The 13,312-nt window shown below is 44.1% G+C and carries 13 protein-coding genes; 3 read left to right on the top strand and 10 right to left on the bottom strand.

Translation table 11 applies throughout. The features are described 5' to 3' along the window. Positions 1-8: 8 nt before the first annotated feature. From hemE to hemC, 7 genes are all read right to left on the bottom strand, one after another. Complete coding sequence (gene hemE, locus AC07NA_RS08865) at positions 9-1,034, bottom strand: uroporphyrinogen decarboxylase (protein WP_494897250.1); 1,026 nt, start codon at positions 1,032-1,034, stop codon at positions 9-11. 70 nt (positions 1,035-1,104) lie between these two features. Further along, entirely contained in the window at positions 1,105-1,626 is a 522-nt protein-coding gene (locus AC07NA_RS08860; RefSeq protein WP_494897249.1) for a tetratricopeptide repeat protein, read from the bottom strand. Further along, positions 1,626-2,333, bottom strand: coding sequence for a response regulator transcription factor (locus AC07NA_RS08855; protein WP_345212192.1), 708 nt, complete (start codon positions 2,331-2,333; stop codon positions 1,626-1,628). The genes AC07NA_RS08860 and AC07NA_RS08855 overlap by 1 nt, the downstream gene beginning before the upstream one ends. Before the next feature lie 11 nt (positions 2,334-2,344). Then, positions 2,345-3,220 (bottom strand): sensor histidine kinase, encoded by an 876-nt coding sequence (locus AC07NA_RS08850; RefSeq protein ID WP_345212193.1) that lies wholly within the window; start codon positions 3,218-3,220, stop codon positions 2,345-2,347. A gap of 90 nt (positions 3,221-3,310) precedes the next feature. Then, positions 3,311-4,678 carry a glutamate-1-semialdehyde 2,1-aminomutase gene (gene hemL / locus AC07NA_RS08845; protein WP_345212194.1) on the bottom strand — a complete coding sequence of 456 codons (1,368 nt, stop codon included), beginning with the start codon at positions 4,676-4,678 and terminating at the stop codon, positions 3,311-3,313. A gap of 120 nt (positions 4,679-4,798) precedes the next feature. Next, positions 4,799-5,770 carry a porphobilinogen synthase gene (hemB, locus tag AC07NA_RS08840; protein WP_494897248.1) on the bottom strand — a complete coding sequence of 324 codons (972 nt, stop codon included), beginning with the start codon at positions 5,768-5,770 and terminating at the stop codon, positions 4,799-4,801. Between the two features lie 95 nt (positions 5,771-5,865). Continuing rightward, on the bottom strand, positions 5,866-7,440 hold the full coding sequence (hemC, locus tag AC07NA_RS08835; protein ID WP_494897247.1) for a hydroxymethylbilane synthase: 1,575 nt from the start codon (positions 7,438-7,440) through the stop codon (positions 5,866-5,868). A 263-nt stretch (positions 7,441-7,703) separates the two neighbouring features. Here hemC and AC07NA_RS08830 point away from each other — a divergent pair, with 263 nt between their 5' ends. Then, the gene (locus AC07NA_RS08830; protein WP_494897246.1) at positions 7,704-8,195 is read left to right on the top strand and encodes a hypothetical protein; all 492 of its coding nucleotides are present in this window, start codon (positions 7,704-7,706) and stop codon (positions 8,193-8,195) included. Between the two features lie 7 nt (positions 8,196-8,202). Here AC07NA_RS08830 and AC07NA_RS08825 read toward each other — a convergent pair whose 3' ends face one another. From AC07NA_RS08825 to hemA, 3 genes are all read right to left on the bottom strand, one after another. Continuing rightward, positions 8,203-8,754: a DUF4269 domain-containing protein gene (locus AC07NA_RS08825; protein WP_494897245.1), complete on the bottom strand. Its 552-nt coding sequence runs from the start codon at positions 8,752-8,754 to the stop codon at positions 8,203-8,205. 264 nt (positions 8,755-9,018) lie between these two features. Next, entirely contained in the window at positions 9,019-9,294 is a 276-nt protein-coding gene (locus AC07NA_RS08820) for a hypothetical protein (protein ID WP_494897244.1), read from the bottom strand. Between the two features lie 635 nt (positions 9,295-9,929). Continuing rightward, the gene (hemA, locus tag AC07NA_RS08815; protein WP_345212199.1) at positions 9,930-11,156 is read right to left on the bottom strand and encodes a glutamyl-tRNA reductase; all 1,227 of its coding nucleotides are present in this window, start codon (positions 11,154-11,156) and stop codon (positions 9,930-9,932) included. A 165-nt stretch (positions 11,157-11,321) separates the two neighbouring features. Between hemA and AC07NA_RS08810 the strand changes: the two genes are divergently transcribed. Together AC07NA_RS08810 and AC07NA_RS08805 are read left to right on the top strand one after the other, a co-directional pair. After that, positions 11,322-11,720, top strand: coding sequence for a DoxX family protein (locus tag AC07NA_RS08810; protein ID WP_494897243.1), 399 nt, complete (start codon positions 11,322-11,324; stop codon positions 11,718-11,720). 46 nt (positions 11,721-11,766) lie between these two features. Beyond that, on the top strand, positions 11,767-13,293 hold the full coding sequence (locus AC07NA_RS08805) for a GNAT family N-acetyltransferase (RefSeq protein WP_494897242.1): 1,527 nt from the start codon (positions 11,767-11,769) through the stop codon (positions 13,291-13,293). Positions 13,294-13,312: the final 19 nt, after the last annotated feature.

The raw sequence follows: 13,312 nt of genomic DNA, 5'->3' as shown, positions 1-13,312 counted from the left end.
ATTCGTGTTTAATATCTAAATTCTTTTATTACTTCTACCGCGTATTTCACGTTATCAAACGGAATATCGGGCATAATGCCGTGGCCAAGGTTGAAGATGAAACCATTCTCGCCACGCATGCGCTCGAAAAGGCGGTGGATCCTGTCTTTGATCACTTTTTTATCGGCATATAAAATGTGCGGATCAAGGTTACCTTGAACGGCTATACCTTGCGGTAAACGTTTTTTGATATCCAGCAGGTCAACATTCCAGTCGATAGAAATCACATCGGGTTTGGTTTCGGCCATTAAGGGCGCGAAAACCGAACTGCCTTTGCAGAACGATATCACCGGGATATCTTTCCTGTTCAATCCGCTGATGATCTCGTTGATATAACGGTGTGAAAACTCGGTATAATCATCCCACGATAAAGCCTGCGCCCAGCTGTCAAATATTTGCACGGCATTTACACCGGCATCTATCTGCATGTTCAAATAGTCAACTGTCACCTTGGCAATTTTAGCTAAAAGCTGATGCGCCAGTTCGGGTTCGTTATGCAGCAATAATTTGGTCAGCTTAAAATCTTTCGACGAGCCGCCTTCTACCAGGTAACTCATTACCGTGAAAGGCGCTCCCGCGAAACCTATCAGCGGGATAGAACCATTCAGGCGTTGTTGAATCACCTTAATGGCATCGGCTACGTATTGCAGCTTATCGCCTACTTCGGTTTGTAAAGCGTCGATATCGGCCTTGGTACGTACCGGGTTGGCAAACTTAGGACCAACACCCTGGGTAAAGCTCAAATCGCCGCCCATGGCCTCGCCGGTTACCAGTATATCCGAAAATAAAATGGCGGCGTCAATGCCCAGCAAATCAACCGGCAGCATGGTAACATCAGCGGCAATCTCGGGGGTTTTGCACATTTCCAAAAACGAGTACTTGTTTTTTATTTCCCAATACTCTTTCATAAAACGACCGGCCTGGCGCATCATCCACACCGGCGGACGCTCTGTTTTATCTGAAAATGCGGCTTTAATAAATAATGAATCTCTCATGCAAATACGTTGAGCGGCTTTAAAAATCAAGTCCGCTGCTTATCTAATTAAATTGAACAGCCTTTTGCTGTTAGTGTTTTTTTATTTCGTGATGAAGTGTTTTAAGCACCTCTTTCATTTTAGCGGTAATATTATCCTTATGCTTATCGGCCAGTTCCATATAGGCTTTGGCCTTTTCAAAGTTACCCATGCGTATGTTGATATTGGCCACATGCACCAATGCCGCCACATGATCGTTAACCGTGCGCAGCGGATATAGCGCGGCTATTTCATAATGCTTTTCGGCATGCTCGTAATCGCGGCGTTGCAGGTAAATCCCTCCCAGTATAAACTCATAAAAACCACGGCGCTTTTTACTCAGCAGGTTAGGGTTTTTAATTTGTTGCAGCAGTTTTTCGGCTTTTTCATACTCCTTGTGGTGAAAGTGTTTAGCAGCCATAATAATAGTGCCCTCCTTAAAATACCCCCACACCAAAAAGCCTATCATCAAAAACGCGGCAGCGGCCAGCGCATACGTGTGGTAGTATATAAAAACACCTGCCAGCAGTAAGAAAATGATCGAAACTATTATCCTTGCCTGGTTGGTAAACATTAATGCTGCGTATCGGTAAATTTATAACCTACACCACGTATGGAATGGAAGTAAACCGGGTTTTTAGGATCCGGTTCGAAATACTTACGGAAGGTGAGTATAAAGTTATCAATAGTACGGGTTGACGGGTATACGTCATAATTCCATACGGTTTCCAATATCTGCTCGCGCGATACAGCCTCGTTACGACGCTCGATCAGCAACTTCAGCAGCATGGTTTCTTTTTTAGTAAGCGGGGTGATAGAACCATCCTCGTTAACCAGCTCAAATGAGTTGAAATGAATGGTTTTTTCGCCGATATGGTAGCTGTTAAACTCTTTCAGGTCGTCCCCTTTCAGGCTGCGTTTTACCAGGTTGTTCACTCTTAAAATCAGCTCTTCCAGGTTGAAAGGTTTGGTCAGATAATCGTCCGCGCCTTTTTTAAGGCCGGCAATCTTATCTTCGTTAGTATTTTTAGCGGTAAGGAACATAATAGGCACCTCGGTATTTTCCAGCCTGATGGTTTCGGCAACCACAAAGCCGTCAATTTCGGGCATCATTACATCCAGTATCACCAGGTTAAAGCGCTCCTCTTTAAATAATTGCAGGGCTTTTTTACCGTTTTTTGCGGTAGATACTTTGTAGCCTTCTAATTCAAGGTTAAGTTTAATGGCTTCAAGCAGGTGCTCTTCGTCTTCAGCTAATAAAATTCGTTTTTTGTTTAGCATTTCTTTTTAATTTAGGTTAATCCAAAAACAACTTCAAATACACTACCTGCCGGCCTGTTATCTCTTACCTTTATAGTTGCTTCGTGTTTATCAAGTACTTGTTTAACAATGTATAAGCCTAAGCCTGTACCTTTGGTGTTGCGGGTATCCTCGCTGCCTACGCGGTAAAACCTATCGAAAATACGGCTTTTTTCCTCATCGGGGATACCAATGCCATGATCGGCCACCTGAAAATATATTTTATCGTCTTTCCTGAAAAGTTTTACAGAAAGCGCTTCGCAGGGGCGTGAGTATTTTACAGCGTTTTCAATCAGGTTGGTTACTACCGATGTAAGGGCGAATTTATCCCCGGTGATCTCAATCTTAGGCTCTATCTCGGCATCGATGATCTGCTGGTTGCAATCGCACTTGCTGATCTGTAACCTGTTTACAGTAGTATCCACCAGGGTTGATAAGTTGAAACTCGCCTTGGGAAAACTATATGAACGGTTCTCAATTTTTGAGGCCAGCAGCATATTCTCTACCATATCGTCGAGGCGCTCAATATCGTTTAATGATTTATCGATAAAATCGAGCGTTTGCGCTTTGGTAAGGTCGCGTTTTTGGATGGTTTGCAGTAATAACTTGATAGAGGCCAGCGGCGATTTAAGTTCGTGCGTAACCGATAGCAGGAAGTTTTTTTTCTGCTCCTGCAACTTACGCTCCTTATTTACCGATTTGTGCATGTTGTAGGCTCCCAGCAGGAAAACCACCACGAACATGGCACCTTCGCCAAGTATCATACCGAAACGGGCAGGCTGTAGCCTTACCAGCATGTAGCCCCACCAAATAAGCTCGGCTACCGCGTAAATAATAATGGCGTAAAATATGATCAGCGATCTTTTCATCTTCTATCGGTGTTGTGGTTCGTGTGGCCGGGTTTCGGCACGGTTATATTAACCGGCAACAGAAACCCCGTAACTCGAACCCCGTAACAATTATTTATCCCTGAAAACTACATCAAGGCTATCAAATATAGCACGTTTTGTTTTCTCTAAGTCTATTTTGGTATGGGCTGCTGATATAAAACCAACTTCGTAACCCGATGGGCCTAAATATACGCCACGGTTAATTAATTCGCGGTGCAGCTTTTTAAATTTTTCCATGCTTGCTGGGTCAATATCTTCGGCCTTGCGGATATCTTTATCAGTAAACGCAAACCAAAATATTGAACCAATGGTAAACACCTTAAATTTATAATTACGTGCCGTAGCAAAACGTTGTACAGCCTCGGTAAATTCTTCGGTTTTGTTGTTAAGGTCGCGATAGAAGCCCAAGCGCAACAGCTCTGTTAACTGCGCTATACCAGCCGCCATAGCTACCGGGTTGCCCGACAGTGTACCCGCCTGGTAAACCGGCCCTTCGGGCGATATATTGCTCATTACCTCGGCCGATGAACCGTAAGCGCCAACAGGCATACCACCGCCGATAATTTTACCGTAGGTAATAATATCCGGCTTAATTTGATAATAGCCCGCTGCCCCCTCAAAACCAACACGGAAACCTGATATCACTTCGTCGAATATCAGCAGCGTGCCGTTTTGGGTACATACATTACGCAGGTATTGTAAAAACTCTTTGTGTTGCAGCAGCAAACCGTTGTTGGCCGGTACCGGCTCTATAATTACGGCGGCTATCTGGTCTTTAAAATCTTCAAAGGCTTTTAGCAACGCTTCTTTATCATTTAAGGATACCACGATGGTTTCGTCGGCAAATGCCTTTGGGATTCCTGCCGAAGAAGTTTCGCCGAAAGTAACCAGGCCCGAACCTGCTTTTACCAGCAGCGCGTCAACATGCCCGTGGTAGCAGCCTTCAAACTTTAATATTTTATTACGTTTGGTATAACCGCGGGCCAGCCTGATGGCCGACATTACCGCTTCGGTACCCGAGCTTACAAAACGTATTTTTTCGATGTATTTATTGTGCTTCAGTATCAGTTCGGCCAGTTCGTTCTCCAAAGCTGTAGGCGCGCCGAACGACATGCCGTTCTGCATTACCTCTATCACCTTTTCGCGTACCTTGGCATTGTTGTGGCCTAAGATGAGCGGTCCCCATGAACAGCAGTAATCAACAAACTGGTTACCATCAGCATCCCATATCTGGCTGCCATCGCCTTTTTGTATAAAAAGCGGGGTGCCATATACCGATTTAAATGCCCTCACCGGCGAGTTTACACCACCCGGAAAGTACAGCTTTGCCTTCTCATACAATTCGGCAGATTTTTCACGGCTAATGTCGGGTTTGCCCGTAGTGCTTACCGGCTCTTCACCCTCTCCCGAAAATATCTTTTTAAATGAATCGAACATCTTTTTATAAGTAAAAATTCAAAATTCAAAATTCAAAAACGCTGCGCTTATCGCCGGTATTGAATTTAGTATATTCACTGTAAATCAAAACCCTGTGGTTTTTTTGATTTACAAATTATGCTATAACCATTTATTTTCAAGCACTTCTTTTGCATGATACGTAAGTATCGATGTAGCGCCTGCACGCCTGATGCTCAAAAGCACCTCGGTAATGGCGCGTTGCTCGTTTAGCCAACCATTTTGTATAGCCGCTTTAACCATGGCATACTCGCCGCTTACGTTATACGCAGCTACCGGTAATTCGGTATCGTCTTTTATCAGTTTTATTACATCTAAATAAGCCAGTGCCGGTTTCACCATTAAAAAGTCGGCGCCTTCGGCTTCGTCAAGCCTCGACTCAATCAGGGCTTCGCGCTGATTGGCCGGGTTCATCTGGTAGCCTTTTTTATCGCCAAACTTAGGGGCCGAATTTAAAGCATCCCTGAACGGACCATAAAAAGCGCTGGCATACTTGGCCGAGTACGACATGATGGATACATGTTTAAAATTGTTCTCGTCCAGCACCTGCCTGATGTAGCCTACCCTGCCGTCCATCATATCCGACGGGGCAATAATATCTGCACCGCTTTGCGCATGCGCCAGTGCCATTTTGCCTAATACCTCAAGGGTTTCGTCGTTCAGTATTTCACCGTTCTCTACAATACCATCGTGGCCATCGCTGCTGTATGGATCCATCGCCACATCGGTAACTACGCATGCCTCCGGGAATTGTTTCTTTACCTCGCGTATAGCACGCAGGTACAGGCTTTCTTCGCGGTGACTTTCGGTTGCGTATTTATCTTTCAGCGCCTCCTCAATATTAGGGAACAGATCGAAAGCGTTTAAGCCCAGCTTCATGCAGCTCTCAATCTCTCTCAATAAATTATCAATTGAATAACGGAAAATACCGGGCATTGAAGCTACTTCGGTTTTTTGGTTATTGCCTTCAATAATAAACAACGGAAAAATAAGATTAGCCGCGCTCACATGCGTTTCCTGCACCATTTGGCGTATCACTTCACTTTTCCGGTTCCTTCTTGGTCTTTGTAGCATATTTACCCCCACAGCCCCCTAAGGGGAGTTTTTGAACATCTTATTTTTATAAATTAATATCCCTTACTAATTCCCCCTTCAGGGGGTTAGGGGGATTATATCCCAAACACAGCCTCTGCCAGCCCTACTTCGTCGGGCGAGAAAGGCAGTATGTATTTTACACCCATTTCATCAAACTTGCGACCGGTTGATTTACCTATCGCTATTATCTTTTGGTTTGGCTCCATCAGGTTATCGGCAAAATAAGCCTCCACGTTTGACGGACTGGTGAATATCATTACATCGGCAGATGTTGCCTCTACGTTTTCTTCCAGCACAGTTTCATAAACCGGCAGGTCGATGATCTTGGTATCGGCAGATAAACCTTGCTGAATACTTCTCATAGGGCTTGCCGCACCCGGGAACGCCACTGTTAGGCCATTGGCCAGCTTGGCAAACTCGGCAGCAACATCGGCGGTATCGGTGCCCTCGCCGGTATAAGCGGCAAAGTGCCCATTACGGCGCAAGGTATCTTCCGACCCCGAACCCATTACACCAAATTTTATCTTTTTAGGCAATTGCGGATTCAGTTTAAAAAAGTATTCCACCGCGTTTTTGCTGGTGAAAAATATCCAGTCGGCATTACGCAGTATAAACGAGTCGAGTTTGGTAATTACCGCCACAGTACGTATCAGCGAACGGGCTTCAATCTCTATTTTATTTTTCTCCAGCGCTTTGCGGAAATAACTTGTTTCAGAAATATCGCGCGAGATGAATACCTTACCCGGAAATTTACGGGCGGCATCAAACTTGGCTACCACTTTGGCGGCAAGACCTTCGGTAGTATCAGCCTCTAAATATAACCTGTCGGGGAAACCATCGCCGGTTTCGGCCTTTGAGGTGAAAACCTGGTATTTACCATCGTCCTTACGGCAATAGCAACCTAAAGGCAGGTGGCAACCACCGCCAAACAGTTTAAGCACAGTACGCTCAACAGCCAGTTCTTCGGCTACATCGGTATGGTGCAAGGCTTGCAGAGTATCAAATAATTCTTTATCGTTTTCGCGGATCTGTATGGCCAGGGCGCCTTGCGCGGGCGCGGGGATCAGCTCGGTTGGGGTAAGTTCTTCTACGTGAAATTCACTCAAATCTAACCCTAAACGACTAACACCGGCCTTGGCTAACATAATGGCATCGTAGTTTTCGTCGCGCAGTTTACCTATACGGGTAGGCACGTTGCCGCGCAGGTCGTCAATTTCCAGATCGGGACGGACGGCCAGCAATTGGGCTTTGCGCCTGTTTGATGATGTACCCACCATACCGCCAAATTTAACCGATAGCTTTTGGCGTACATCCACACAATCTTTCAGTATCAGCAACAATTCCGACGGATCTTCGCGTTCAGATACCGCCGCTATGATCAATCCCGGAGGATTTTCTGTAGGCAAATCTTTATGTGAGTGTACGGCTATATCGATAGTGCCGGCTATCAGTTCTTCCTCTAATTCTTTAGTAAAGAAGCCTTTGCCTTCCAGTTTATCAAAACTTAGGTTGAGTATGCGGTCTCCCTGTGTTTTAATGATCTTTAAATCGGCCTTTACATTGATAGCTGCAAGGCTGTCCTTAACAAAATTTGCCTGCCATAGTGCAAGGTCGCTTCCGCGGGTTCCTATTATAAGTGTTCTGTCCAAAGAGATCATGTATTTTCAACCGCAAATTTAACTTTTTATGGGTATGTATTATGCATTAATTAATGATATGAAGTTTAGCTGACTTTGGCACAGCACCATAGCTTAATGATAGTTAGCAAAAAGCAACAGGCTAAAACCTGAAGGTTTAATAAGCAGCCTTGAATTGTTGGGCACAAATATTGCCTGCCGATATTTGAGCAATGGAACATAAAACCACTTAGTGTATACTTTACATTATTAAAAACATTAAGTATATTGCAGTTATGAAAGGTACCGGCTATATATTTATACTTATCCTTTTGTTTGCTGCCTGCACGGGCAACAGGAAACCTGTATTAAAAGCCGACCTGAAAGATAGCGCCCGCCATTATCTCATTAAAACGCTCCCTAACCCGGCAAGCTACAAACCGGTGGCCTATACCGATTTCGACAGTATTTTTTACTCGTACCGTAACGACAAAACCTATATGCGGTTCGACGATTCGATAATGGAAGTAGAAGCCGTACGTTTCAGGGAGATGGGCGAAAACTGGAACTTGTTTCTGGAAAGAAAGAATACCGGTTTTTATGATAAAAAGCAGGCTTATTTTAAAAAGCTGCGCGATAGCGTAGCCCGGTACGTTCAGCCACGTTTTACAGGTTACAAACTCAAACACCAATTTAAAATTGCCGATACCACCACCGGCGACACCGTTTTAAACACCTACGTTTTTTGCTTTGATACCGATGGCAAGCTGACCAACGTTTTAAAGTAAGCTGATATTAAGCCTGTATCATCTCATCATACAAATTCAGCATCGCCACATAAGGATCGCCGGACAGATTGAGAAGCTGCGCAAATGCAGGCTCAGTTTTAATACCCTGTAATTTAAGGTCGATCACTTGGCGGCGGAAAGTTTCGCCGTGCTTTTGGAGCAATAAGTACTCAACAATCATGTGGCGATATGCTTCCTGCTGTTTTACCGGTCGACTTTGCCCAAATATCTCTACCTCAAAACCCCGGATAAAGAAATTGCAGATCACCGTCTCAATACCTTTTACTATGGTTTGCTTTATAGAGAATTGCTCTTGCATAGAGAAACCGGCGACCAGCCTATCCATGAACACATTTATATTGTTATAACAACACACCGCATCCAGATCACTGCCGGGCACAGCTATATCAATAGGGATGGTCCCGGTTAATATCGGCGAAAATGCCGCGAGATGCTCCGGTACACGGTGTTCCGTTAATGCCTGCCAGGCCTTTTGTTGAATGGGGTTGCCAGTTTTAAGGTAATCAATAGTATCAAAGTGCTGAACAGATGCGGGCATGCCGCAAATTTAATTATCCTGTCTGCATTTAATAATTCGGCATCTGCCTAATTCAAAAAGCATAAAAAAAGCAGGTGGGCCTTGCGCTTTACCTGCTCTTATAAATTAATTAACTATTAACTGAACAGTTCTTAAATCTGTTAGTTAGCTCAAATTTACTTAATTATAATTTTAATTTAATTATTATATTATTAATTAATAATGAGATTTATATTTGGATGACAAATAATTCTTTAAAGTTTTAGAAATGAGGGTGTTTGTGCTTTAATCAGCGTCTGTCTGCTCTTGGGCGCAGGGCCCCATTACTTTTGTAGCCACAAAAGTAACAAAAGGGCTTGTCCAGCAAAAGGCTTCTTTGCCGCACAAGGCCATTACCTGCAAAACGTGCAGAACTTGGGGCTGGAACTTTTGCCCCGCCGCTCGTTTCCTCCCCGCATGCAACAAGTTCCTATGCCCGCCTTTACGCTCATGCCCTTCGCAGTTCTGCCCGCTTTCGCCCGAAGCTGTTTGCTGACGGAAAGCGCGCCTCAGCTTTGACAACTTTTTAAAAGTTGTCAAAGCTAACCAACCCGCTGTCGCGAGTTTAACACAGCAAAAGAATCATATTACCATAGCATGTTGCTTAACATCCTCTTAAACTGTCATGCTGAAGTACGAAGCATCTACTCTTCTACATACATGGTGAAGAAGATCCTTCGCTATGCTCAGGATGACAGGTGGGATTAAAGATCATGGTGTAAGCTTTCAGCTTAAGGATTATAAAGAAAGCGTGTTGTATCGAAAGCTGAAAGCTTTCGCCATGTTTAGTCACGAGTTACGGTTCCCTAAACTCGCGACAGCGGAATATTACTCCTCTTTGTAGTTAAAATCTCCCCGTACTCAGCGAAAACCTCAGCTTGCTCCGCGGTTAAAAACGGCAATTAGCATGGCAAAGAAGATCTTTCACTACGGTTAAGATGACAGGGTAAGGGATATTGCAGGGAATGCGTTAGGGATTGAAGCGGATACCGACCATGTGGTTAAGGCCTTGTGCGCGTATGAGCGTAAAGCCCGGCCCGAAGGGAAACGCCCAAAACAAATTTTATCAATAATAAATATTACCGATGCTTTGTCGCTGATGCGCTTATTAAAAATAATTGATTGTATAAAAGCAGGCTAAATAGCTGAACTATCTATCAGTTACCGTTGATCAATATATCTTTCGCCATGATCATGGGTACGCTGATATATTTTTTCTCCATGTAGTTGATCACCTTTTCGAGTATCTCGCGCGATTGCTCGTCCATGTTTTGCACTTCGTCTACAAACACAGTGTTAAGTGCGCTGTTGCGGATCTCCTTAATTTTTTCGGGAACCTGGCGCATGGCTATTTCCACACGGCGTTGTCTTAACTGCTGCCAAAACTCGGCTATGTTTTGCTCAATGATCGCTTCGGCATGCACCAGTTCCTGGTAGCGTTCCTGAAGGTTCTTTTTAGCAATTTCGTTAAGTGAGTGTACCTCAATAAAGTTCACCGGGAATTTTTCGAGAACTTCAGGGTCGGTATCGTTTGGTACGGCAAGGTCAACTATGGTTTTACGTCCGGTTTCGCCGTTTAGCAGCGTGGTATAAATTTCGGGCGTAATAATAGGCTGCGTAGCTGATGTACAGGTAATGATCACGTCAAAACCTTTGTCATAAGTCTTCAAATCATCCAGGCTAAAATATTCGCCGCCCAGGTCAACAGCCAGTTGAATGGCATTTTCAACAGTACGGTTAAATACCGCGAAATTGCTGAACTTATGTTTTTGAAGATATTTTGAAATATTGCGGTTGGTTTCGCCTGCGCCGATGATGAGGATACGGGCATTTGAACACAATTTAAGATCTTTTAATTTACGGTAAGCAAGAGATACTACCGAGATGGGGTTTTTAGAGATATTGGTGTGGGTATAAACCTCTTTGGCTGTTTTTACCACACAGTTCATTACCATTCGCAGGTAATCGCCAGTGAGGCCTGCTTCGCGGCCCTTTTCGTAAGCCTTTCGCAGTTGTGCCAGTATTTCCTTTTCGCCAACTACCAGGCTTTCCAGCGAGCACGATGTACGTAAAAGGTGGTTAACAGCTTCGCGGTCTTCGTAGATAGAAGCGCCATCAATGAACGTACCTGTGTGAACCGGGCAAAGGCCCATATCCAGCACATCTATAAATTTTTGAGTGAATGCTTTGTCTACAGGTTGCTCGGTAGCCATCACAAATTCTACACGGTTACAAGTAGCCAGGTAGAAAATTTCGGATATGCCGAACTGTGTTCTAACCTGCTCAAGTTTATCGGTCAGATCTTCCTGGCAAATCACCAATTTCCCCAATTCCTTCAGCTCGATCTGTTTATGCGTAAAAGCTATTACCTTTAAATACTTCAAAGCAGTTTAAAATTTAACCCAACAAAAATAACAGGAATATTAGCATGCAATGTCAATACTTTGTCAAACAGCCGTATTTAGAATGTTTATAAATAATCCCGCTAATTATTGCCTTTAAAAAGCACTAATCAAGCTATTTTTTGTTTAATACACAAACATAATTGTATGTACAAACTGAAACTACTGAGCCTTACACTACTTATATTACTTTACCTGGCAGCGGGCATCAATCATTTTATAAATCCGGATGGTTACATCCGCATAATACCCACCTATTTGCCCGCCCACAGCTTGCTCAATTTACTGGCAGGTGGTTTTGAAATATTATTTGCCCTCCTGCTTATCTTCAAAAAAACGAGGCAACCGGCTGCCTGGGGAATTATACTGATGCTGATCGCTTTTTTACCGGTACACATCACCATGGTTGCCGATGCACCTTTGCAGGTGGGCAAACTTACCGTAACGCCGCTTATTGCCTGGGTACGACTGGCGGTGTTGCAGCCTTTATTGATTTTATGGGCATGGTGGCATACCAAACCGCTGCATAAGCCCCGCAATTACTAAACAAATTACCCGCAGCGGGGTTAATGCATCATACTTAACACGCTATATGGACCTGCAAAGCATTGAGATACGTAACCTGGACGCACAGGATTACCAGGAACTTAAAAAGTCGATGAAGTCGGCCTATCTGGATATGGATGAGGATTACTGGGATGCCAACTCCATCCGTAAGCTCATCAAAATATTTCCCGAAGGGCAAATATGTGTTACCGTAAATAACGAAGTAGTAGGCTGCGCCCTCGCGCTGATTGTTGACTACCAAAAGTTTGGCGACAACCATACCTACAAACAAATTACCGGCGACAGCACCTTCAAAACCCATACCGATAAGGGCGATGTGCTGTACGGTATTGATGTTTTCATTCACCCGAAACACCGCGGCTTACGTTTGGCCCGTCGTTTATATGAAGCCCGCAAGGCTCTTTGCGAAAAGCTGAACCTTAAAAGTATCATCGCCGGAGGCAGGATACCTAATTACCAAAAATTTCAGAACGATCTTACTCCCCGTCAGTACATAGATAAGGTAAAGTACAAGGAGATTTATGATCCTACTTTATCGTTCCAACTGGCAAATGATTTTCACGTACGGAAGATACTGAAGAACTATATGCCTGAGGATAATCGTTCAAAGGGCTTTGCTACGCTGATTGAGTGGAACAATGTGTATTACGAAGAAATAAGTTCGGTAATTAACCATAAAACCGTAGTGCGTATAGGGCTGGTACAGTGGCAAATGCGGGCTTACAGCAATATCAGCGAATTGCTTAAACATGCCGAATATTTTATTGACGCGGTGAGCGATTACCAGTCGGACTTTATACTGTTCCCCGAGTTTTTCAACACGCCTTTAATGGCCGACTATAACCATCTCGACGCGGCTAAGGCCATGCGCGAACTGGCCAAATTTACCCAACCTATTGTAGATGAATTTGCCAAGCTGGCCGTATCATACAACGTTAACATTATAGCAGGCAGCATGCCTAAAATAGATGGGGAATCGTTGTATAATGTATCGTACCTTTTCCGCCGTAATGGTAGTATGGAAGAAAGCTATAAGATACACCCTACCCCATCAGAAATAAGTTCGTGGGGGATGCGCGGGGGCAGCGATGTACGGGTTTTTGATACCGATGCCGGGAAGGTGGGGATACTGATCTGTTATGATGTGGAGTTCCCGGAGTTGTCGCGCATTTTGGCCAGTCAGGATATGCAGATACTGTTTGTGCCTTTTATGACGGATACTCAAAACGGCTATAACCGGGTTAAATTTTGCGCCCAGGCCCGTGCTGTAGAAAACGAATGTTATGTAGCCATTGCCGGTTGTGTAGGTAATTTACCTAACGTAAACAATATGGATATCTCGTACGCGCAGTCGGCGGTGTTTACCCCTTCCGATTTTGGCTTCCCAACCAACGGCATACAATCTGAAGCGACGCCAAACAGCGAAATGATCGTAATTGCCGATGTAGACCTATCGGTACTGGATGCCCTGCACGAGTATGGCAGCGTACAAAACCTGAAAGACAGGCGTACCGATTTGTACAATATCACTTATAATGGTAAAAAAGTGTAAATATGTACTAATAATAATA

This window comes from Mucilaginibacter sp. GW821-FHT07G05, from assembly GCF_059418565.1.
The sequence above is the reverse complement of the archived record's forward strand: the minus strand, read 5'-3'. Positions and strand labels throughout refer to the sequence as shown.